Source organism: Methylomonas sp. 2BW1-5-20 (assembly GCF_052474515.1).
In genome coordinates this window covers 1264496-1287428 of the sequence record NZ_CP184127.1, presented here as the reverse complement: position 1 = coordinate 1287428, position 22933 = coordinate 1264496, and the positions used below count along the sequence as shown (strand labels likewise).

The 22933-nt window shown below is 45.3% G+C and carries 20 protein-coding genes; 11 read left to right on the top strand and 9 right to left on the bottom strand.

The window, feature by feature from the left end:
* Window positions 1–45: 45 nt before the first annotated feature.
* The 11 genes from ACH50O_RS05855 (at window position 46) to ACH50O_RS05805 (ending at window position 13125) form a co-directional block, all read left to right on the top strand.
* Complete coding sequence (locus ACH50O_RS05855) at window positions 46–876, top strand: ABC transporter permease (RefSeq protein WP_446811089.1); 831 nt, start codon at window positions 46–48, stop codon at window positions 874–876.
* Between the two features lie 19 nt (window positions 877–895).
* Entirely contained in the window at window positions 896–2233 is a 1338-nt protein-coding gene (locus ACH50O_RS05850; protein WP_446811088.1) for an ABC transporter ATP-binding protein, read from the top strand.
* Window positions 2193–2939 (top strand): class I SAM-dependent methyltransferase, encoded by a 747-nt coding sequence (locus tag ACH50O_RS05845; protein ID WP_446811087.1) that lies wholly within the window; start codon window positions 2193–2195, stop codon window positions 2937–2939. Before ACH50O_RS05850 ends, ACH50O_RS05845 begins: the two co-directional genes overlap by 41 nt.
* 9 nt (window positions 2940–2948) lie before the next feature.
* A complete protein-coding gene (locus ACH50O_RS05840; protein WP_446811086.1) occupies window positions 2949–4817 on the top strand; it encodes a glycosyltransferase family protein in 1869 nt (622 codons plus the stop codon).
* A gap of 18 nt (window positions 4818–4835) precedes the next feature.
* The gene (locus tag ACH50O_RS05835) at window positions 4836–5573 is read left to right on the top strand and encodes a class I SAM-dependent methyltransferase (protein ID WP_446811085.1); all 738 of its coding nucleotides are present in this window, start codon (window positions 4836–4838) and stop codon (window positions 5571–5573) included.
* 86 nt (window positions 5574–5659) lie between these two features.
* On the top strand, window positions 5660–7189 hold the full coding sequence (locus tag ACH50O_RS05830; RefSeq protein ID WP_446811084.1) for a glycosyltransferase: 1530 nt from the start codon (window positions 5660–5662) through the stop codon (window positions 7187–7189).
* A 3-nt stretch (window positions 7190–7192) separates the two neighbouring features.
* Complete coding sequence (locus tag ACH50O_RS05825; RefSeq protein WP_446811083.1) at window positions 7193–8356, top strand: glycosyltransferase; 1164 nt, start codon at window positions 7193–7195, stop codon at window positions 8354–8356.
* Between the two features lie 30 nt (window positions 8357–8386).
* Entirely contained in the window at window positions 8387–9664 is a 1278-nt protein-coding gene (locus ACH50O_RS05820; RefSeq protein WP_446811082.1) for a glycosyltransferase, read from the top strand.
* Window positions 9651–10907, top strand: coding sequence for a glycosyltransferase family 2 protein (locus tag ACH50O_RS05815; RefSeq protein ID WP_446811081.1), 1257 nt, complete (start codon window positions 9651–9653; stop codon window positions 10905–10907). Before ACH50O_RS05820 ends, ACH50O_RS05815 begins: the two co-directional genes overlap by 14 nt.
* 29 nt (window positions 10908–10936) lie before the next feature.
* Window positions 10937–12004 carry a glycosyltransferase gene (locus ACH50O_RS05810; protein WP_446811080.1) on the top strand — a complete coding sequence of 356 codons (1068 nt, stop codon included), beginning with the start codon at window positions 10937–10939 and terminating at the stop codon, window positions 12002–12004.
* Window positions 12001–13125, top strand: coding sequence for a UDP-galactopyranose/dTDP-fucopyranose mutase family protein (locus ACH50O_RS05805; RefSeq protein ID WP_446811079.1), 1125 nt, complete (start codon window positions 12001–12003; stop codon window positions 13123–13125). Before ACH50O_RS05810 ends, ACH50O_RS05805 begins: the two co-directional genes overlap by 4 nt.
* A gap of 7 nt (window positions 13126–13132) precedes the next feature.
* Here ACH50O_RS05805 and ACH50O_RS05800 read toward each other — a convergent pair whose 3' ends face one another.
* From ACH50O_RS05800 to pgaB, 9 genes are all read right to left on the bottom strand, one after another.
* Window positions 13133–14374, bottom strand: coding sequence for a glycosyltransferase family 4 protein (locus tag ACH50O_RS05800; protein WP_446811078.1), 1242 nt, complete (start codon window positions 14372–14374; stop codon window positions 13133–13135).
* Window positions 14375–14399: 25 nt separating this feature from the next.
* On the bottom strand, window positions 14400–15527 hold the full coding sequence (locus ACH50O_RS05795) for a sodium ion-translocating decarboxylase subunit beta (protein WP_446811077.1): 1128 nt from the start codon (window positions 15525–15527) through the stop codon (window positions 14400–14402).
* 98 nt (window positions 15528–15625) lie between these two features.
* Window positions 15626–17434 (bottom strand): sodium-extruding oxaloacetate decarboxylase subunit alpha, encoded by a 1809-nt coding sequence (gene oadA, locus ACH50O_RS05790; RefSeq protein WP_446811076.1) that lies wholly within the window; start codon window positions 17432–17434, stop codon window positions 15626–15628.
* A gap of 53 nt (window positions 17435–17487) precedes the next feature.
* Window positions 17488–17727, bottom strand: coding sequence for an OadG family protein (locus ACH50O_RS05785; protein WP_446811075.1), 240 nt, complete (start codon window positions 17725–17727; stop codon window positions 17488–17490).
* 206 nt (window positions 17728–17933) lie between these two features.
* The gene (locus ACH50O_RS05780; RefSeq protein WP_446811074.1) at window positions 17934–18404 is read right to left on the bottom strand and encodes a peroxiredoxin; all 471 of its coding nucleotides are present in this window, start codon (window positions 18402–18404) and stop codon (window positions 17934–17936) included.
* A 4-nt stretch (window positions 18405–18408) separates the two neighbouring features.
* A complete protein-coding gene (locus tag ACH50O_RS05775; RefSeq protein ID WP_446811073.1) occupies window positions 18409–18933 on the bottom strand; it encodes a glycine cleavage system protein R in 525 nt (174 codons plus the stop codon).
* 81 nt (window positions 18934–19014) lie between these two features.
* Window positions 19015–19449, bottom strand: coding sequence for a poly-beta-1,6-N-acetyl-D-glucosamine biosynthesis protein PgaD (gene pgaD, locus ACH50O_RS05770; protein ID WP_446811072.1), 435 nt, complete (start codon window positions 19447–19449; stop codon window positions 19015–19017).
* Entirely contained in the window at window positions 19446–20792 is a 1347-nt protein-coding gene (pgaC, locus tag ACH50O_RS05765; protein ID WP_446811071.1) for a poly-beta-1,6-N-acetyl-D-glucosamine synthase, read from the bottom strand. The genes pgaD and pgaC overlap by 4 nt, the downstream gene beginning before the upstream one ends.
* Window positions 20793–20799: 7 nt before the next feature.
* Window positions 20800–22722, bottom strand: a complete 1923-nt coding sequence (pgaB, locus tag ACH50O_RS05760) for a poly-beta-1,6-N-acetyl-D-glucosamine N-deacetylase PgaB (RefSeq protein ID WP_446811070.1) — start codon at window positions 22720–22722, stop codon at window positions 20800–20802.
* Window positions 22723–22933: the final 211 nt, after the last annotated feature.

Below are 22933 nucleotides of genomic sequence, written 5' to 3'. Positions count from 1 at the left end.
CCATATCAAACTTCACGTAAGCTATTAGCCAAATTGCATAATCAAATGAGTACCCGGCAACAAATCGTTATTACCCCCAATAAAACACTGGGCGACTCGGGGCGTGAATTATGGGAATACCGGGACTTGTTTTATTTTCTGGCATGGCGGGACTTCAAAGTCCGCTACAAGCAAACCGCCATAGGCGCGGCTTGGGCAGTCATCAGACCATTGCTGACGATGTTGGTGTTCACTGTGATTTTCGGCAGAATCGCCAAACTACCTACGGAAGGCGAAGCACCTTATGCCATCATGGTGTTTACCGCTATGCTACCCTGGTATTTTTTCTCAAATACGCTGAGCGAAAGCGCCAACGCCGTAGTGAATAATTCGGCGATGATTAGCAAAGTCTATTTCCCCAGGATTATCGCCCCCACGGCGCCATTGTTGGTAAATATCGTTGACTTCCTGATATCCTTCGTACTACTACTGGCATTGATGGCTTGGTATCGCTTCCAGCCTTCGATATACATTCTGTTGATGCCATTGTTCCTATTGTTGGCCGCAATCACTGCCTTGGGCTTGGGTTATCTAATCTCGGCACTCAACGTAAAATACCGAGATTTTCGTTATGTTATTCCTTTTATCGTACAGATAGGTCTGTATATATCCCCAGTCGGCTTTAGCAGCCAAGTCGTACCGGAACAATGGCGTTTATGGTATTCGCTCAATCCTATGGTTGGTGTAATTGATGGTTTTCGTTGGATGATCATTGGCGATAGCGCCAATATATATTTGGATGGATTTTTGCTATCCAATGCAATATCTCTAACATTACTATTAATTGGTTATCGATATTTTATACACACAGAACGGCAGTTTGCAGATAGCCTTTGATAAACACGATTAAATTTTAATGAGTTGCGCAATTAAAGTCGAAAATCTCGGCAAAAAATATATTATCCAGCATCAACAGCAAAGCCGTTATCAATATAACAGCCTAGGAGAATCGCTCAGTCGCGGCATTAAATCTCTTGGCAATAATTTATTACATCCACTTCAAAGCAATGCTAAAGCCGAAAGAACCGAAGAATTCTGGGCGCTTAAAGACATTAACTTCGAAATCAAACAGGGAGATCGAGTAGGAATCATTGGTCGAAACGGTGCAGGTAAATCTACTTTATTAAAAATATTAAGCCGCATAACCCATCCGACAACAGGGAAAGCAACCATAAATGGGCGGGTATCCAGCTTATTAGAGGTTGGAACGGGATTCCATCCAGAACTTACTGGCAGAGAAAATATATTTTTGAATGGCGCAATATTAGGCATGCAAAAGCAAGAAATTCAAACGAAATTTAACGAAATAGTTGATTTTGCTGAAGTAGAAAAATTCTTGGATACCCCAGTTAAACATTATTCATCCGGAATGTACGTACGACTGGCATTTGCTGTAGCCGCCCACCTTGAGCCAGAAGTTTTGATCGTTGATGAAGTATTAGCCGTTGGTGATGCACTATTTCAACGCAAATGTTTAGGCAAAATAGACGAAATTGGTGCGCAAGGGCGCACGGTATTATTCGTTAGTCATAATATGCAGGCGGTTCAACAGTTATGTAATAGAAGTATTATTATTAGCAATGGCGAAAAAATATTTGATGGCGACACATCAATAGCAATAGAACGCTATCTAAGCGATGATCACAACAAGCTTTTTGCTCTAGAACAAATGCAAAAATACATTCAAAACCTCCCATTAGATCCTGCATTCAGGATGCACGGTATAGTACTATCTCAAGGGGGAGATGTCGTTTTCTCTAACATTGAAAATGGCAAGCCTTTAGAAATTAAGATTGACTACCAAGTATTCGTCAAAACGACAGGATTACGCGTATTTTTTGATCTATATGATAATCAAGAAATTTTGCTAATTCGAAGCTTTAATGACGAAGACCACGAAGGAATTCCCACAACAGAACCCGGACGATATACTTCACAAGTTACTATTCCAGCCAACTTACTTGCTCCTACTTCCTATACCTTAAGAGTTCAGGCGACTATTTTTAATATTCGCAATATTTACCCGAATGGAATAGACATTTCACTAGACGTGGAGCGAACTGGCTTAACCAATCGCGCATACTTATGCGAACCTATCAGAAGCAAGCTCGCACCGTTTCTACACTGGAAAACCGTTAAACTTTACGCCTTAGATGACGACACTAACGACACTAAAACACAAGCTTTCCAATAGATTGTTTGGTGGATTATTTAACAAACTTGATCGAAATTTGATTGAGTTAAACACCTATCGTGATTTACAAAATATCTTTAACTGGTCAGAAAACCCTATATTGGATCGACCTGATATTTATGATTTTGACTACGTTGAGGATGTCAATGATCGCCGGATACGTGATGCCGAAAGCTTGGCAACCGTAATAAGAAATATAAAGCCTAAAATTGCATTAGAAATTGGAACTGCAAATGGAATGGCAACGGTTTTGATGGCTGCAAACGCTCCAGAAGCGAAAATTTTCACGGTTAACATCCCGCCGGAAGATATTCATTCTGGCAAAGGCGGCGTACTGACCACGGTAGCAATGGAACGAGATCAAATAGGAATAGAGTTTCGCCGCAGAAACATTTCCAATATTACCCAGATTTATGCCAATACAGAAACATGGACTCCAGATATCGGAACTATAGATGTCGCATTTATCGATGGGTGTCATGACACTAAATTCGTTTATAACGATACCAATAAAATATTAAGCCATATGAAACCGGGTGGTTTTATCCTTTGGCATGACTTCAATCTAGACCTTGCAAAAAAATACGACTGGATAAACTCAGTATGCTTAGGCGTGGAATGTTTGTATCGTGATAAATTACTCAATGGCCGTATTTTTCACATTCGTGATTCTTGGGTGGGAATCTATCAAATGCCTGATAAGTAAGTCAACAACATGCAAGATTTAAAGATTTTGTATGGATATTCTTGGTTTGTTTCTTCCGCGTATGGAAATGTGCAAGCACTTAACCAAGCCTATATAAATAAATTGGCAAAAATTGGTTTCAATGTTGAAGGTTTTTGTTTGACCCTTAACCCTCCCGGTCCTTGCTTAAGTTTCTCTGAACTCGACGCTAGATGGCGTAGAGGAGACCGAGAGCTTTTGAATATGTACGAACGCCTAGAACGAGCTCTGGAAGGTAAGAATGTTTTGATCAACAGCTCTGGCATTAATCTGCATCCAGAGTTTGTTGCAAAACTGCCCGTTTTCACGGTATTCCAATGTTTTGATGATCCGGAAAGCTCTGCAGAACTCTCTAAGCCCACCGCATCTAGCTACGATTTGTGTCTAGTAGGCAATATCGCAGAAGTCGATACTTACCGTTCGTGGGGCGTCAAACATGCTGAATGGGTGCCGATGGGGTTACAACCAACAATTTACGATGCTTCGATAAGTTATGACGACGTACTCAATGGAAATAGGGAACTAGACTTATTCATGATGATCGATCGCACCGCCCCTGCTCGCAAACCTCGATTGGATAAGCTGGCGCTAGCTTTTCCAAATGCTAACTTTTATGGAAAAGGATGGCCAAGAGGATATTTGCCTAATAATAAAGAACTTGAATATTTGCGCAATGCCAAAATCGGTCCAAATTTACACAATTCATCCGGCCCTATTAACTATCGGACGTTTTATTTACCCGCTAATGGAGTTTTGCAAGTCTGTGACAATAAAAACTATCTCGGCAAGATTTACGAGTTGAATAAAGAGGTCATTGGATTTGATTCCATACGCGAATGTATCGACCTCTGCCGCTATTATTTGGCTCATGATGAGGAACGAAGAATTATAGCTGCAAACGGTTGGCAAAGAGCAACAAGCGATTACAATGAGTTCGCCGTGTTCGAACGTAATATTCAAATCATTAAGAATCTCATATCCCCAAAAATCTGCAACAAAAAAAACACCCAAATAGCCGTTAGTCACGCGAAGACCACTAATCTTCGGCGGCATCTTTACGATTTGTGGTCGTTTAAAGAGATAGGGCCACGAACAATAAAGCGGTTAGTGCCAAGCTATCGCTTATTAAAAACCACTTGGCATAACATCTATAACAACTTTATCTACCATAACCATAACCTTAATCTACCTCACGGCTTAATCGAAGAACTTGTTTCGAAATACTCGGCACAAAGTTGGTTTATTTATGCTGCCAAGGAACGCCATAGCCGCTGGCACATCCGCTGCCCGTCGGAGTGGATAGTTCGACACATACCAAAACATTCACTGATATTCGAAACTGGTGCTGGCTGCGGATTAAATCTAGTCTGGTTAGCGCAACAGGGGTTTACTAATTTATATGGCAGTGATGTTTCCGCCCAATCTATCGAGGTCGGACGCGAACTAAGTGCCAGATTATCGCTAACGATAGATCTATGGCAGGATGACGGACTCAAGCCAACCACATTGCCTTCGAATGTGGATATACTGCTCGCGCTCAACTGGACATACCATATAGAAGATTTTTCGTTACTCGACTTTTTAAAGTTGTACCGCAATTATCTTGTTAGCGGCGGTTTCTTCATTATAGATATCGTCGACAAAAGCTATGATTTGATTAAAGACAATCAATACCTTACTTCGGACTGGAACAAGCCTGAAAACGAAAGAAGGCCAAGTGAGTATAAGACCAGATACTCTGAAAATGAAGTAAAGGATGCGTGTCTATCATCTGGCTACATTATTACCGCCATCATTGAAAAACCGTCAAAAATTCCCCGCGTTGTTTATATTTTAAATAGATTACAACTGCAAACCTAAATTACAGAATTAGTTGTTATGAATATTTCTAAAGTAACCGAGCAAGCCCAAGCAATAAATCATATAAAGCAAAAATATTATTCTCAACTGAAAACCTTAAACCCTGACATAGAAAGCATATACAGTTCAGCTCGGAACTACTATAACGCAGAAATACTTCCGTTACTACCACAAAACAAGAATGCAAATATACTTGACATAGGATGCGGATTTGGTCATTTATTGCGATTTTTAATTGAAAATCATTATAAAAGTGTAGGAGGCGTTGAATTGGACGAAAATGTGTTTCTAGAATGTAGAAACCACATTGGTGAACAAGCAACTTTTTTAGAAAACATCGATGCACAAATTTTCCTTAAAGGCAGTGCCAATAAATTTGAGACCGTAATTGCTACAGACGTTATCGAGCATTTCTCCATGCATGAACTAATAGAATTCTTAGGCCTTATTAGAACCAGCTTGAGCTCAGAGGGCATAATTATTCTTAGAACTCCTAATATGGCTAATATATTTGGCACTTACTCTCGATACATGGATTTAACTCACCAAACTGGGTTTACCGAACAAAGTCTATCTGAATTATTAAGCGTTGCCGGATTTACTAATCCCACACTACATTTGCCTAACTGGAAACATCACCCCAATGGCTTAAAGTTTAGATGCAGCTCACTAATTCAAAAATCCTTATTTTCTCTTCAAGATCGCAGCAAGCCGCGCTGCTTTGATAAAAATATCGTCATGTGGGCAACAAAATAAGTTAAGCACTTTTCATGCGAAATTTTAAACGATTTTTTTCTCCTTATTTCAGAAAATCAAATAAAAGGAATCCCAGAGTTTTATTATTGGTCGATAAACCTCGGTGGGCCTTTGATTATTGTGCAACTCAAATTGCTCTAGCTCTTAAAGAGGATTTCGATTTTGAGATAAAATATGTGATTAAAAAACCAAAAATAAAGGCCGAAAATTATGACTTATTATATGTTTTCTTTTGGGGCGAGGAATACTATAAGCAGTTTGATTTTAATCCCGAGAAAATTATTAAGGAAGTATCCAGCCATAGATGGCAAGACGACCCACGGTATGGTCCGAACACCGCCATGGAGTTCTCCCACAAATACCTTAGTGATGCAAGCATTGTCATCTGTACTTCACGCCGTTTGCACGGTCTTCTTAGCGCTTGTCGGCCAAACACCGTACACGCTGAAAATGGTTTCAATCCGGAGCAATTCCGCCCAATCCAAAAGCGGAATGGAGCACTCGTTATAGGCTGGGCTGGTAATATCAATGACCCAGTAAAACAGGTAAAAGAAATTCTTTTACCTGCGTGTTCTGAAAACTTCGTCCTAAAAATTGCTAATGGCGATCTCAAGCAGAAGGATATGAATCGCTTCTATAACGATATCGATGTATTTACCGTCACATCAAAACACGAAGGATCGCCACTCCCCTTGATTGAGGCAATGGCTGCGGGCTGCTTTCCGGTCTGTGTCGACGTCGGCATTGTCCCTGAACTAATTAGGAACGGTGAAAATGGCTTAATTGTGTCCCCCACTATAGAAGCCTTCGAAGCAGCTTTTCATTGGTGCGATTCAAATAAGGATTTTATCCGAAAGGCTGGCGAGAAAAACGCCGAAATAATTCGAAATGTTAGGCCTTGGTATAAAACCGCAGATACTTTCAAAGTAGCATTGTCTAACGCGCTACAAATTGCAAATAAGCCAAAATTCCGAAATGATGATGTTTGTTGGGATACGCCACTGGACCGATTCCGCTCATTTTGTGAAATATTCCAAAAAAATGGCCTAACCCAATTACATGCGGTGACGCTTCGCGGTCAGTTATCCTCACGATACACATTTAACGGTGAACCGGCTGAATACAAAAATGAGGTTAGTATGGGGAAAATGTCTAATGATACGATTAGAAAACTATCTCAAAATCTTGATTTCACTGTTCGTAAAGAATTAATTGATTACCTTAACTCCACGAATGATAATATTGCGCTCCACGGCCTGTATCACACCGATTATTCCATGATGAGCTATGACGAGCAAAAAGCCGATATTATCTTAGGCTTGGAGTTACTGCGAAAAATATTTCCCAAAAAGCCCATTTGTTACTTCGTCGCCCCTTTTAATCGAACAAATACAGACACTTATAGAGCTTGCCGAGAACTAGGCCTGACAGTATTAGCAAAAGAAGGTATTCATCTTGAATCAACTCTCGAAGAACTCAATTTCACTCCAAAGACTTGGTATCGTTATCATCACCATCGCTTCTATCCTGAAAGTACTTTTAACTACTACGCCCTTTCGTTAGAAGCGCTTGACACCGCTCTTACACGCGGTATTCAACATTCCGAATTCGGTTAGCTCATGAGCGCGCAGTTCGATTCAATACCAAACCAATTAGCGCTAAAACTCTCTGGAAAAAACATCATCATAGTTCTACCTACGCTTGAAATCGGTGGCGCTGAACGACAAGCTCTGAATCTGGCTCAATATCTTCAATACGATCTCTGCGCAAATGTTCAAATATGGGGGCTCAGAGCGCCGGGCGCGTTGGCGGATCTTTGTGATCAATATGGAATAACATGGCGTCTAGAGCCATTCGAATTAACACGCCATCCATTTGCGTTTATCGCCAATTTGATTCGCTATGCTTACCGATTAAATCGCGCTAAAACCGACGTCATATTATCCTATACGACGTTTCCGAATGGCATATGCGCACTGGTTTGGCGAATGGCCAGAGCTAAATTGTGCATATGGAACCAACGTGACTCGGGTATTGAAAGATTTGGCAGACTGGAATGCTTAGTGGTTCGCAGCACCGTGCATTTTTTATCGAACTCTTATCAAGGCAAGAAGTTTTTAAATGAAACCCTAGGTGTCGCCAACCAGAAGATTCGGGTTATACCAAATGGGGTCCATTTAGCCTCTCCACGTTTCTTGCGTGGCGAATGGCGCACCCAACTCGAAGTACCCGAAGAATGTTTGATAGCTTGTATGGTTGCCAATCTGAGCCATTATAAAGATCACGCTACACTAGTTCGTGCATGGCAGCTCGTGATCCATAAATGGACTGATGGGAAACCACTACCAATATTGTTGCTTGCCGGTCGGTTCGACGATACCTATTCATCAGTTCGAGACCTAATTGACAACCTAAAACTGACCGAATCAGTGCGAATGCTCGGACCAGTGCACGACATCGCGGGGTTATTAGCTGCTTCGGATTTGGCACTATTCAGTTCTCGCTCGGAAGGAATGCCGAATGCGATATTGGAATATTTGGCCGCAGGCCTACCAATCGTATCAACCGACCTTCCCGCAATTAGGGAGATAGCAAGTAATCGAATGTGCGAATTTTTATCTCCGCCTAACGACGTTAATACAATGGCTAATAATATTTTACACATGCTTCTCTCTCCACAATTAAGGGGAGAAATAGGCAGCATTAATTTGAGAAACTCCAAGCTTTACTCTAGCGAGCTCATGTGCCAAAAAACCGCAGAATTAATCGCCGAATTAATCTGAATACCTAATACCCTTTAACCTCTTCAGACCATGCTCTCGCACTCAATCTCTTCCGGAAATAGCCCGAAAAAAATCGCTGTTATCGGTAAATCCGATGCCACAGGTGGAGGGGCCAGCAGATTAGCAGCCGGTTTAACAAAGATGTTAAACGAAACAATTGGGTATCAAGCACATCACTGGGTCGGCAGACCCGGAATTAACGCTGATTGGTACACATTCAAATTACATGGCGGTCAATGGCTTTCCCAAATTGAAGGTATGTTTTCCATAACATCTCGAGCCATTGGATTTCCAGATTTTTTTACTCCTGAGATATTGATTCACTTATCTCGGAAAGAAACTGATTACACACTCTACCATGTTCATGACATATCGTTTACGTTCTCGCCCATCGCGTTGAAATGGCTGGCCAAACGTAAGCCGGTTATATGGACATTCCACGATTGTTCACCTTTTACCGGGGGCTGTATTGCTCCAATGGGTTGCGAGGCATTGTATACGGGCTGTAAAAGCTGTCCTCAGTTAGCCAAACTGCCATTGGGGACAACCATTGACCGCACAGGGACCATGCAGCGATACAAAATCAATATGCTCTCTCAGGTCCCAATCACCGCAATCATGCCGTCTAATTGGCTATTACAAGAAGCAAAGAAACTCATCAACTTTAAAAACGATCCGGTGATAATTCCAAATTACGTAGACTTGGCTGTTTATAAACCACTAGACAAAACAGCTATCAGAAACATTCTGGGAATACCCCAAGATAGATTCGTCGTATTATTAACAGCAACTAGTCTTTCAGATTATCACAAAGGTAATCACTTAGCTATTGAGGCTCTGGAAGCGCTTGATCAAAATTTATACATTATTGCAATTGGAAAACTTGAGCAAGACAAAAAAAAGTTTTTTCGAAACCTGGATGTTCATGTTACTGGTTACATATATAACGACCAGTTACTAGCCCAATATTACGCAGCTTCAGATTTATTTCTTTTCCCAACATTAGCTGATAATTTACCCACGGTCGTCATTGAAACCATGGCTTGTGGCACACCGACCATCGCTTTTGCAACTGGCGGTGTTCCGGAAATTATCGAACATGGCAAAACCGGTTGGCTAGTTAAAACCGGCGATGTTCGAGGCTTGGTGGATGCTTTACATTATGTGATCGATCATCCCGATATATTGGAGGATTGGCGTATTGCGGGATTACAATGTGTAAAAGAGCGTTATACTAAAGAACAATTTCTGGCAGCGCATTTGAATATTTATCAGAAAGTTTTAAATAACGATTATGCAGACCTCTAAAGTTGCAATTGTCATCGTAACCTGGAATAAAAAAGCATTCGTTTTGGAGCTGCTCAATTCATTACAACATCTTAATTATCCAAATTACGATGTAATAGTAGTCGATAACTGCTCTACCGACCAAACAAGTGACGCGATCTTGGAATATTTTCCGGATACCATTATCATAAACAACCCTGAAAATACCGGAGGAGCCGGTGGTTTTAATATAGGCTTACAATTTGCACAAGATAATGAATACCCGTACTGCTGGCTGCTTGATAACGATGTAATCGTCGACAAAGATGCATTGATGTATCTGGTAGATACGTTAGATCATACTCCTGACGCCAGCATCTGCGGATCGCAAATATTAATAAACGGCAGTAAAATAGTACAAGAATGCGGCGGAAATATTAATTGGCGTAAGTCAAATGTAATTTTAAATAAACATGGTCAAACCAGAGTTATCGAGTCATCACCTGATACTATCCTAGAGGTTGATTACTGTGCCGCTTGTTCCATGCTGGTTAGAATGAGTGACGTTAACAGATACGGTAAGATTGATCCGGATATGTTTATCTTCTGGGATGACATTGAGTGGTCGACTCGAATTAAGTCTAATGGAAAACAGATACTCTGCAATCCAAATTCTGTTGTTTGGCATCATTTCAACGGTTACAAACCCTCAACCGCTTGGCGAGTGTATTACAGAATTAGAAATAAGTTTTATTTTTTCAATAAGTATTCAAAATCGAAAAACACTTTTCCGCTACTTTTATATATTTATGAAGAATTGTCAGTACTCTATAAACATCTACACATCTATGATTTTGCTTTTGCGGTAGATTCCGCTATTTTTGATTTTAAAAACAACATCCGCGGAAAATGGCAGATGCAAAACATTTCGCCGCAAGTATCTTTTATTTCGGAAATAGATACAATCCCACTTAATAATTATTTCGTGATTTATGACCATGCTTATGGAAGTTTAAACAGCAACTCCTTCCAAGAAAACACCACGCACAATGTCATTAGTAACCAATTAACACTGACCACTTTAGTACAAACCTTATTTCAATTGACATTTCAACCATCCATTGCTGTTGGCAATCAGTTAAATCTGTTCATGTTATTTTCTAACTTCGCGATTCTTCTTACTGAAGAAGGTACACGGATAATTCAAAATAATAAAGCTAAGAATTTACTGTTTATCTCATATCGTCTAGGCGTTTTTGTCTGGAAAAGACTTATCGCCAAATGAATGTTGTTTTCCTATGCAAACGCCACTATATGCAAAAGGACGTCATCGACGACCGTTATGCTCGGCTTTATGAATTACCGCACCAATTGGCTTTACGAGGGCACAATATCCGTGGAATTTGCCTTGGTTACCATCGCTGCAATACCGGTCATTTTAAACATCATCAAGATAAAATAGGTTTGTTGGAATGGTATGGTTTGGATGTGGGTGTTTTAATAATTCCAGGTCTACTGAAGTATTTTGTAAAAACATTTTCACTAATCAAACGCTTTAAGCCCGATATTTTATTGGGCAGCTCTGACTGTCTTCATGCAGTGATAACAGCGCTATTTTCTAAGTTATTTAATATCCCCTATTATCTCGATCTTTACGACAATTATGAGAGCTTCGGCTTAGCTAAATTACCGGGCTTATTACCTCTATATCGTATAGCTATAAAAAATGCTGTCGGAATCAGTTGCGTCAGTGAGCCTCTTGCCAATTATATTCGGCAACGTTACAACCATCGTAACGTCATCACGGTGGAAAGCACTATCAGTGGCGGCGATTTCTTTCCACAGGATAAAGATTTTTCCAGGCAGCAACTAGATTTACCAGCGCATGCAAAACTGATTGGCTTGGCCGGATCGTTAGACAAAAATCGTGGTGTCGATTTGCTCTACGCCAGTTTTTTGCAATTAGCCGATACGGACAGTTCGTTGAATTTGGTGTTAGCGGGGCCGACAGACGATAGCTGCCCTATTCCAAATCATCCGCGCGTTCACTATTTAGGTTTATTGCCACATACGCAAATTAATACCTTTTATAACGCTCTCGATTTGGCGATGATTTGTCTGCGCGATAGCAATTTTGGCCGGTACGCCTTTCCGCAAAAAACCTACGAAATACTGGCGTGTAATACGCCGGTTTTAGCCCCGCGACTCGGCGCGCTGGCGCAAACGCTTAAAGATTATCCGCAATGCTTGTACGAGCCGGACGATTCGACTGACATGCAACAAAAGATAATCAAGCTGTTATACCATCCTTGCGTTATCGACATTCCTATTCCTACCTGGGCTGATCAAGCAGCGCGTTTAGCTGTCTGGATGCAAATATGAAAAAACGCATTTTAGTGGTCGGCGCCGGCTTTGCCGGTGCAACCATAGCCCGTGAATTAGCAGACAACGGACACTATCAGGTGCTTGTAATTGACCGTCGCGATCATATTGCCGGAAATGCTTACGATCCGGTTGATGATAAGCTGCATCTGCGAATACACCGCTATGGCCCGCATATTTTCCATACCAATGACCAAGGGATTTTCGACTATCTATCGCGTTTTACGGATTGGCTTCCTTACACTCATCGAGTCGAGGCTTGGGTCGAAAATACCGGCTACGTGCCGTTACCAATTAACCGCCTAACGATCAACCTTATTTATCGACAACAATTAAGCGACGAAGCCACCGTAAAAGCGTTTCTGGATACGATACGCTGCCATCACGACAATCCAGCCAACGCGCTGCAAATCGCTGAATCATTGTACGGCCCGGAGCTAACGCAATTGTTTTTTGGTCGTTATACCCGAAAAATGTGGGGTATAGACTTGGCGGAATTACCTGCAGAGGTGTTAAAACGGCTACCGGTGCGTTACGACGATAATTGCAATTACTTCAATGACAAAATCCAAGCATTACCCAAGCATGGCTATTTGGGCTTGTTCAACAACTTGCTGGATCATCCGGACATTGAAGTCAAGCTAGGTTGCGCGTTCGATAAGAGCATGGAAGCCGATTTTTACCATATCTTTAATTCGATGCCCATTGATGTCTATTTTAATCAGCAATTTGGCGCACTACCCTACCGTTCAATAAAATTTGTCCACGAAACCGTCAACACTCACCAACAACCGGTGCCAACGATCAATTTTACCGACGATGGAGTTTATACCCGCCAAACCGACTGGAGACTGTATCCGGGGTGCGATTTGGGTGCCAAAACAGCATTATTAACTAAAGAAATACCGTGCAGTTACGAAGACAACAATTATGAGCGCTACTATCCCGTCAAGACCGTGGACGGCGCACCACAAAACCTGTACCGCCGCTATCGCGCTGACGCTGAAAAACTGTCAAATATCACGTTTATAGGTCGTTGCGGGCAATATATTTATTACGATATGCATCAGGTAGTAGCCAATAGTTTGAAAATTGCGCATACCTTCTTGGGCAAAGCCTAAATTCATCTTAAGCAGGCACATACAGCAATCTCTGGCCATATAAGTTCTCAAATTTTTCGCTTATCAGCTGCCAATCATACGTTTGCGCGGCCAACCGCCCTGTTTCAGCCAAACGCTGGCGCAGCCTTTCGTCCAACATTAATTCGGCAATCGAATCAGCAAGCTGTTGCGGATTATTCGGCTCGACTAAGTAGCCGTTTTTTTTATGCTCAATGATCTCTGCGATACCACCGGTGAAGGTACTGATCACCGCCGTTCCGCTGGCCATAGCTTCCAACAGAATTACACCCTGCCCTTCGGTATCACCTTTGTAATCGGTGATGGACGGTGCGATAAACAGATCGGCAGCCGCGTAGTAGTCCGGCAAGCTGCTATTGGGTAACTTGCCGTGAAAAATCACTTTATCGGCGATTTGCAATTCCTTCGCCAATATCTCCAGCCGATCACGCTCAGCACCATCGCCAATGATCCAACACTCCCCTTGATTGCGTAATTTTTCCGACAGTTTGGCGAAGGCCAGCAGCAAACTCGCAGTGCCTTTTTTTTCAACCAACCGCCCTACGAATAACAGAATGAATTTTCGTGGCTCGTTGGATCGGAACAGGTTTTTGGTATTTCCGGAGGCAAATTTTCGATAATCAATGCCCATGGGAATGATATGCGGCTTGGGCAAATCCGGGCCTACGGCATCGGCAGTCGCATTGGTGTTACTGGTCCAAGCTGCGCAATGCTTTATCGTCCAGCGCTTGATAGCCCCTAATATACTACCTCGTAACGCGAAGGCGTCACCGCCGTGGGCGGTAACCAATACCGTGGTTCGGAACAGTTTGCCTAGCAATACCGCCACCGTGCCTTGCGGAAAAATCCAGTGGGCGTGTATCAACGACGGACGCTGGGCAACCATAATCCAGGCTGCGGTAATAAACATGGACAGAATGAAAAAAGGTACTTGAAATAACAACCATGGCGCGGCCCGCAAGTTGGGCAAAATCCCCGAACCGTAGGCCAACATCTGCAGCTTACGCGACCAAAAATAGCGAAAATGGTGGCAGACTATATCGTCAGGCTGCGTAGTGGCTAAGATTTCCGGATGATCCGGTGAGAGGATATGAAGACTAACTTTCCGGTTTGCCAGCGCTTCCGCTAAATAGCGCAAGAAGACAGAAGCACTATCGTCCCTATTGCGAGGATAACTTGATGTCAGCCAAAGTACCTTGATAGGCTTATCCTTGACTGACTCAGCACACATAAAGAATTTTCGATGAGCTTAAGACCTAACGAACTAAGCTTAACAAAACCCCCGCCGCAACCGCAGAACCAATGACACCCGCCACGTTCGGCCCCATGGCGTGCATCAACAAGAAGTTATGCGGATTACTTTCCAAGCCAATCTTATTTGCCACCCGAGCGGCCATGGGCACTGCGGAAACACCGGCGGCGCCAATCAGCGGATTGATCGGCGTACTGCTAAAACGGTTCATCACTTTAGCCATCAGCACGCCACTGGCGGTGCCAATGGAAAACGCAACCGCGCCCAGGCCTAGAATACCCAGGGTTTCCATTTTTAAAAACGCCTCGGCACTGAGTTTGGAGCCGACCGATAGCCCCAGGAAAATGGTGACGATATTGATCAATTCGTTCTGCGCTGTTTTACTCAGCCTGTCAACCACGCCACTAGCATTCATCAGATTACCCAGACAAAACATGCCGACCAGTGGTGCAGCCGACGGCAGTAACATGGCGGTCAATACCAGCAGCATGAGCGGGAACACGATCTTTTCCGCCTTACCCACAATTCTGAGCTGCTGCATTTCTATCCGCCGCTCTTGTTCGCTGGTTAATGCACGCATGATGGGCGGTTGAATCAAAGGCACCAAGGCCATATAGGAATAAGCGGCCACTGCAATCGCGCCCAACAATTCCGGTGCAAGCTTGGAGGCAACATAGATCGCGGTCGGGCCGTCGGCACCGCCGATAATCGCAATCGCCGCCGCTTGCTTAAGCGTAAAATCCATCCCCGGAATGGCGTTCAATGCCAGAGCGCCGAATAAGGTCGCAAAAATACCGAATTGGGCGGCGGCACCCAAAAACAAAGTTTTGGGATTGGCAAGCATTGGCCCAAAATCGGTCATCGCACCGACACCCATGAAAATCAAGAGCGGAAATATACCGGCCTTGATGCCGCCGTACATGTAATACAGAATGCCGCCCTCGTCTATCATGCCGGCCACAGGAATATTACTCAACACCGCGCCAAAACCTATCGGCAATAGCAGCAGGGGTTCAAAGCCTTTCTTGATGGCAAGATACAGCAGCAAAAAGCCGACTGCCATCATAGTGATTTGCGGCCCGGTGACGTTATAAATACCCGTGCTTTCCCACAACAGTCTAAGATTTTCCATGAAGTATTTGTATTAAATCGGTTGATTGATCGGAATGGCCGAACCAAGACTAAAAGATATTGGCGCAATCGCTATCGAACTGAAAGCGACCGACTTAGCTAAAGCGTCACCAACACATCGCCTACCGCTACGGAATCACCTTGACGAACGTTCACCGCACTGACGATACCCGCGACTTTGGCGCGAATTTCGGTTTCCATCTTCATCGCTTCCATAATCAGCACGACATCGCCCTCGGAAAGATGAGAGCCTACATTGACATTCACTTTCAATACTACGCCGGCCAGCGGCGATTCGACAACGCCGCTGCCGCTGACGATAGGTGCCGTAGCCGCGAGCATTGGGCCGCTGTCCAAAACCGGTTGAACAACTACAGGCTTAACGACAATGTCCGCGCCACCGGGCGCAACCGCCACATGATAGTTTTTGCCATCGACGTTAACCGTGTAAGTCTCGGCTGAATTGCTGGACTGCGTAACCGCCGCGGGCGTCGGTGCCGGCGCAAGCTCCAATCCCGGCACCGGTTCGAAAGCCGCCGGATTTCCGCGATTTTGAATAAACTTCCAACCAATTTGCGCAAACAGACCATCGATTAACGCATCCTCTTCGACGTTATCCGCAAGCTTGACGCCCTCCGAGGCCGCTTTAGCCTTCACTTCGGCAATCAGTTTATCCATCTCGGCTTCGAGCAAATCCGCCGGTCGGCATGTGATCGGCTCGGCACCGTTAAGCACCCGGGCCTGTAATTCTTTATCTACAGGTGCCGGTGTCGCGCCATATTCACCTTTCAATACGCCGGCGGTTTCCTTGCTGATGGTTTTATAACGCTCGCCTGCCAGTACGTTCAGCACCGCCTGGGTGCCGACGATTTGCGAGGTTGGAGTGACCAGCGGGATATACCCCAGGTCTTTTCGTACCTGCGGAATTTCCTGCAACACCGCGTCGAAACGATCCGCCGCGCCCTGCTCCCTCAATTGACTTTCCATATTGGTCAGCATGCCGCCAGGCACTTGCGAAACCAGAATCCGGCCATCAACGCCTTTCAAGCTGCCTTCGAACTGAGCGTATTTTTTACGGACTTCGCGAAAATAAGCCGCGACTTTTTCCAACTTGATCAAATCCAAACCAGTATCGCGCTTCTGCCCGGCCATCGCCGCGACGATGGTTTCCGTGGGACTGTGACCATAGGTCATGCTTAGCGAAGAAATCGCGGTGTCGACGTTATCCACACCGGCTTCCACAGCCTTGATATACGTACCCACGCTTAAACCGGTGGTGGCGTGACATTGCATGTGAATTGGAATTGCCAAGGCTTTTTTCAGTTTGCTGATCAGCTCGTAGGCATCGTAGGGGGTCAGCAATCCGGCCATATCCTTAATACAGATGGAGTGCGCACCCATGTCCTCGATTTGCTTGCCCTGCTCTACCCACTTTTTAATGGTATGTACCGGGCTAGTGGTATAAGAGATGGTGCCTTGAGCATGGGCATCGGTATTCAGCACAGCTTTGATAGCCCGATCGATATTTCGCATATCGTTCATCGCATCGAAGATACGGAATACGTCAATACCGTTGACCACGCAACGTTCGACGAACTTATCCACCACATCGTCGGCATAGTGCCGATAACCCAAAATATTCTGCCCCCGGAACAGCATCTGTTGCGGCGTGTTGGGCATGGCTTTTTTCAACAAACGCAGTCGTTCCCAAGGATCTTCGCCTAAATAGCGAATACAGGCATCAAAGGTGGCGCCTCCCCAGGATTCAATCGACCAATAACCGATTTGGTCAAGCTGCTCGCAAATTGGCAGCATGTCTTCGATACGCAGCCGGGTCGCCAGAATTGACTGATGGGCATCACGTAATACCACCTCAGTAATTCCTAGGGGCTTATTTACCTTTTCCACTCTTTTCTCCTAAAGACTTTTTTGGGTCGAGTACTGCTACCTTGTGGGTATATCTATCCGTTGTTGTGTTTTTTGCGGTATTGATGGACTGCAGCGGTAATCGCAGCGATGACTGCTTTATCGTTTCCAGCGACGATGGGTTGTTCCGGATATTTGGCCGGTATTTCCGGAAAATAGCGACGAACCAGCTTGGACATCACATTGATTGCGACTATCAGCATGGCCAAAAACGCATACACCATACCCATGCCTAACAGCATTAGCTCAATCCCTGAGGACAGCATTTCGTTCATGTGTTTCGCCCAAATGATTAAAAACCGTGATCATTATCGCCAAAACCGCGGCATTAAACAATCCTGAGCGGGACGCAGGGTTTAATCGCTGACGCCCAACAAGATAAAAGGCGTTGCCGAAAAATTGCCTTTCCCGGCAGGCGCGCTACGGTAGATTACAAATCGATAGAGATGGACATGGCGCTAGGGCCCGCCCGGAGACATGCTCAACCGAGGTTTTGCAGATAACTCAACACGTCGGCGATATGGGTTTTGACCTGAACCTTACGCCATTCCTTGATCAACACACCGGATTCGTCGATAACGAAGGTACTGCGTTCTATGCCCCGGACTTGCTTGCCGTACATGTTTTTCATTTTGATGACATCGAACAATTGGCACAGGCTCTCTTCTTGATCCGACAATAAATCGAAAGGAAACTCCTGCTTACATTTAAAGCCTTCATGCATTTTTACGCTATCACGCGATACGCCAAGAATAACGGCATTCAATTGATTGAACTGTTCAATATTGTCCCTGAATCCTTGACCCTCTTGAGTGCAGCCTGGCGTGTTGTCCTTCGGATAAAAATACAATACGACTTTTTTGCCGCGATAGTCGCTAAGTTTGACAGTCTTTTCGCCGGTGGCGGGAATTTCGAAATCGGCAACGGCGTTACCGAGAGTAGCTAAGCTCATGAGGTTACCTTTTGATGGGTTCGAGAATGGCGTCGATATTCAAGTTATCGCAAAAATCCAAAAACTCCTCGCGTAGCGATAGAATTCTCACTTCGGGCGGCACCAGCAACACAAATTTGGTGGAAAACACGGGCGTATTAAAAAATGCGGCTTGATGGCGACTGGCTGTCACTTCTTCGATACAAATGCCCCGTTCCAATAAAAACGATGTCACGGCGAACAGTACATCGTGTTTATCCATGGAAATGGTTTCCAGCGTATAGGGCACGCCTTCCAGCACTGGCGAACTTTGCTCCGGCCGCAAAAAAGTCATCTGAATTTCAAAACGCACTTTTATCGCTTCCAGCATGCCTTCCAGCTTGGCAATGTGATTCCAATTACCGGCGATCAGAAAATAAGCCGCCGTAATTTGGGTCAGATTGGAAGTGCGCAACTCCAATACGTTACATTGACAAGCGCTCAGCGCCGCCAAGATCTCCGCGATAAACCCGTTGGACTTGTTGCCCAACACTGTAATAGCAAGTTGCATAATATAAGTCCTTGAATACGCCTTGCCCAGTGTAACACCAACCCCGCGAAAATCAGAACCGCGACATCTCCGTTGCTACTATCATGAATTTATCTCGGTAATAACCGCGTGATCGTCAAAGTGAACGGTTATTTTTTTGCTGGCTCGCGCCGTCGACAACTGTGCCGCATCGACTTTAAAGGTGGTTGTCAATTGTTGATCGGTAACCGGCGCGGTGCGTTTGGGCGCCACACTAGAGTGCAACCAGGACAGATATACGGTCCAAAACAGCCAAACGACAGCAATAATCGCCACAATCTCGCCGTACAGCTGTAATAATTCCAATAAGGTCTTATAGCCGCCGAACCAGCGAATTTCGTCGGACAGGCTTTTCAAACCCATTAGCCAGGCGCCGAGCGTAAACAAGGGCCATAAAAAATACAGCCACAATACCCAGCTTAATACCGACATAAATGCCGAACCGCATTTTTGCTGGAAACTTTGTAAATGCGGCTGGTTGATGATGATGTCTTTCATTTTTGTCGCAAGCCTCTATCCAAAGTCACCCACACCGCCCGTTGCCCGCGCTTTTTGCGTAAAGCCTTAATGCAGCCGTTAATCGTGGTGCCCACATTGATCAGCCAATAGATGATCGGATACCAGATCATCCAATAATAATGCTGGGCCGAACCGCCACTTTTGCGCTCGTAACTGGAATCGATAGTCAAACTGACCGCAAACTGAATCAAACAAGTCACACACAACAACATACTGGTCCAATGCGGCGACAGATCTTCCAAGGCTTCCTGCGGCTCGCTGCTAAACCACTCGAACGGTACCAGAGCCAGCATAGCCACCACCAAAAATGCCCAAGTCAAACTGATACAGCATTCCAGATACAGCGGCCACATACCGCGCGAACGCCAGCTGAACAGCGGCCGAAAATAGCGTAACAGCACTTCAACCCCGCCCTGAGCCCAGCGGCTGCGCTGCTTCCATAGCCCGTTCAGCGTCTCCGGCATCAATACCCAGCACAAGGCATTGGGTTCAAAACGGATCGCCCAACCGGCTAACTGCAGTTTCCAGCTAATATCGATGTCCTCGGTGACCATGTCCGGACTCCAGTAGCCAACATCGTGCAAAGCGGTTTTTCTGAAGCCGGCTATAACTCCGGAAATGGTGAACACATGACCATAAGAGCGTTGGGCGCGCTTGATCATGCCAACGATGGCGGAAAACTCCCCAACCTGGATTTTGCCCAACAAGGTGGAGCGATTGCGGATACGCGGATTACCGGTCACCGCACCAACGTGCGGATCCTCCAGAAAATGCCGGACAATCCAGGCCGTGGCATTCGGCGCCAACAACGCGTCGCCGTCGATACCGATCAGAATTTCGCTATTAGCCAGCAAGGCTGCGGTACGCAAACCCACAGCCTTGCCCTGATTACTGGCCAGATTGACCACACGAATTTGAGGATGTTGGTCAGCCAATTCGTGCAAAATTTCCAGCGTGTTGTCCTTGCTGCCGTCGTTAATCGCGATGATCTCGTAATTAGGGTATTGCTGATGCAGCAGATATTCGATGGTTTCCCGGACGTTCTCGCCTTCGTTGTAGCAAGGAATTAGAATCGACACCGACGGATATTCCGGCAACACCGGCAGATCGGACAACACATTGCCGCGATTGCGCTCCCAGCGGAAATAATAAATCATCCCGCCCAGCATCCAGACGTAGGCCATCAACAGCGGGTAATAAAACACGAAACGCGACAACCATTCGTTGAACTGCCACCAGGGCACTTCTTCCCATTGTTCGCGGGTTATTAACCACAAATCGACAAGGTGCTGCACCCACGCCTGAGACACAAAGTTTTCCATTACTCGATTAATCCTTGATCGCTACGGGAAAGTATTTTTTTAATTCCGCCAGCTTAGGCTGATCATGAAATACATTATCCGGATAATAGCCTATATGCCTGGCACCCAGTTTTTTCAGCAACTGAAATTGTTCGGTAAACACCGGCATCGGAATGTCTTGTTGAGTTTTCCAGTTCACGGCTTGCAGTTCGAACACCATTTTATCCAGCCCATCCGGATATTCCGCGGTTTTTTGCACCAGTTCGGTCAGCCATTGTTTCGGATTTTCGGCTTCTTCCATAAAAGGCATCGCTTCCACCGCAACATAATCGTAATGTTTTAAAAACCCCGGAAATGACTGCGCGTACCATTCTTCGCTATAGGGCTTCAACAGCGGTAAGGAGTAAAAATTCCGGGCGGTCTTTATATACGGCCGATAAAACCGCACTTTGTTGGCAAGATAATCGGTAAACTGCCCCATCAACTCGGTCTTATACTGCGCCCAACGCAGACGCAATTCGCTAGAAGCATGGATTTTATCGAACTCCGCCGGCAACCCCCACACATTGCGGGTAAACTCCATCGCCATCGGCGAGACGTCCTCGAAATCCGACAAAATGCCGTCATCGTGAAACAAAATACCGTTAAAGTCGCAATGCTTGGCCAAGTCTTCGTAAATCTCGCCGACAAACTGCCTCGCTTCCGGGTTAAACGGCGATAAACGCGTATACACATGCCGCGATAACTGCGGCTCGCCATCGCGCCATTCCTTCACATACCATTTCAGCGGCACGTCGCCCTTGTAGGCCATGATCGGCATCCAGGCGTAGACTTTGACATCGGCGCCTTTTCTCAGGCGTAAGGAGACATAATTGAACAAATCCCGCCGCACCGGCAAATGCCGGTTGGGAAAATAGAGCTGATCCGCGTTACCGTCGCCGTCAGGGTCGGAAAAAGCTTGTAAGTAAACGGTATTGGCGCCGCTGGCTTTAATGCGCTCGACCACCGCATCCAGGTTTTTCTCGGTCTGTTTTTCGTCCTCGTCGTAGATATAATCCATATCCACATGCGCCACCCGCAACTCGCGGCCCTTGCGCAGATTGGTAACGATGTTGGCAAAGCTTTCGGCCGACGGATCGTCGGTCATGATCATGCGCTTCATCACGCCGGTATCGGCCAAGGTATTAGTACCGTCGCTGAGGCCCATCGTCAACGGCATGCCGGCGCTTTTTGCCGCTTCCAATGCGATTTCGTTGTATTCGCCGTAAGGCCACACCATCACTCTGGGCCGTTTGCCGACAGCCTGCAGCAGTCGCTCCGAGCTGCGGTCCAGCTCTTGAAAAATACGTTTGCGATAGTCCTCGTCTTTTTCGTATTCGTCGTATTCGTTGCTGTACAGGCGAGTGGTAATGGTGCTCTGCTCGTTGCCTTGCGGATTGGCGACGATGCCATGATGCGCATCGAAACTGTGCGATGCAATTTCGACCAAACCGCTGTTCATCACTTCGCGAATTTGGGCCGGCGTCATCAGCGGCTTATTGGTCCCGGCGTGACTTTGCTGCTCCAGCCAATTGCCGACGACCGCCAAAGTAGCCGGGTACTTGTATTTTTTCAGTAGCGGCATCGCCCGCGTGTAAAAACTCAAATAACCATCGTCGAAAGTCAACATCACCGCCTTGCTGGGCAGAGACCTTTTGCCCTGCATACTGTCTATTAAGTCCTGGACGCTGATCACGTGATAATTATTTTTTTTCAGCCAGGCAAAATGATCGTTTAAGTGGTCTTTATTCACCGCCATCCGGTCGAACGGCGGCACCCGCTCTTCTTCTTCGAGAATATCGTGATAATTCAACACCAAAAAGCTGGAGTTGCCGGATTCGGCCGCCGACAACGGCATTGCGAGCAAACAGAAAAAGATAAAAATCACACGAGCAACGATGTGCATATTCATTAATTTTAAGCGGGAAAAAGATACTGGAAACAGCTGGTTCTCAGTGTTAAAAAGACCAGAATTGGACGTCACATTTTACCCGAATCATGCGGCTTGGCCCGTTTTTATTTGTCCGTGCGACGCACTGTCGCAGCCATACCCAAACACTTTGAATGACCTGCTGCCGTCGAAACAGCCAAGCAACAAGTCGCGGTAAAACCAAATTATCGGA

Coding starts and splice junctions, on each gene's coding strand:
- ACH50O_RS05855 (WP_446811089.1), top strand. CDS start 46: ATGAGTACCCGGCAACAAATCGTTATTACCCCCAATAAAACACTGGGC.
- ACH50O_RS05850 (WP_446811088.1), top strand. CDS start 896: ATGAGTTGCGCAATTAAAGTCGAAAATCTCGGCAAAAAATATATTATC.
- ACH50O_RS05845 (WP_446811087.1), top strand. CDS start 2,193: ATGACGACACTAACGACACTAAAACACAAGCTTTCCAATAGATTGTTT.
- ACH50O_RS05840 (WP_446811086.1), top strand. CDS start 2,949: ATGCAAGATTTAAAGATTTTGTATGGATATTCTTGGTTTGTTTCTTCC.
- ACH50O_RS05835 (WP_446811085.1), top strand. CDS start 4,836: ATGAATATTTCTAAAGTAACCGAGCAAGCCCAAGCAATAAATCATATA.
- ACH50O_RS05825 (WP_446811083.1), top strand. CDS start 7,193: ATGAGCGCGCAGTTCGATTCAATACCAAACCAATTAGCGCTAAAACTC.
- ACH50O_RS05820 (WP_446811082.1), top strand. CDS start 8,387: ATGCTCTCGCACTCAATCTCTTCCGGAAATAGCCCGAAAAAAATCGCT.
- ACH50O_RS05815 (WP_446811081.1), top strand. CDS start 9,651: ATGCAGACCTCTAAAGTTGCAATTGTCATCGTAACCTGGAATAAAAAA.
- ACH50O_RS05810 (WP_446811080.1), top strand. CDS start 10,937: ATGCAAAAGGACGTCATCGACGACCGTTATGCTCGGCTTTATGAATTA.
- ACH50O_RS05805 (WP_446811079.1), top strand. CDS start 12,001: ATGAAAAAACGCATTTTAGTGGTCGGCGCCGGCTTTGCCGGTGCAACC.
- ACH50O_RS05800 (WP_446811078.1), bottom strand. CDS start 14,374: ATGTGTGCTGAGTCAGTCAAGGATAAGCCTATCAAGGTACTTTGGCTG.
- ACH50O_RS05795 (WP_446811077.1), bottom strand. CDS start 15,527: ATGGAAAATCTTAGACTGTTGTGGGAAAGCACGGGTATTTATAACGTC.
- ACH50O_RS05785 (WP_446811075.1), bottom strand. CDS start 17,727: ATGAACGAAATGCTGTCCTCAGGGATTGAGCTAATGCTGTTAGGCATG.
- ACH50O_RS05780 (WP_446811074.1), bottom strand. CDS start 18,404: ATGAGCTTAGCTACTCTCGGTAACGCCGTTGCCGATTTCGAAATTCCC.
- ACH50O_RS05775 (WP_446811073.1), bottom strand. CDS start 18,933: ATGCAACTTGCTATTACAGTGTTGGGCAACAAGTCCAACGGGTTTATC.
- pgaD (WP_446811072.1), bottom strand. CDS start 19,449: ATGAAAGACATCATCATCAACCAGCCGCATTTACAAAGTTTCCAGCAA.
- pgaC (WP_446811071.1), bottom strand. CDS start 20,792: ATGGAAAACTTTGTGTCTCAGGCGTGGGTGCAGCACCTTGTCGATTTG.
- pgaB (WP_446811070.1), bottom strand. CDS start 22,722: ATGAATATGCACATCGTTGCTCGTGTGATTTTTATCTTTTTCTGTTTG.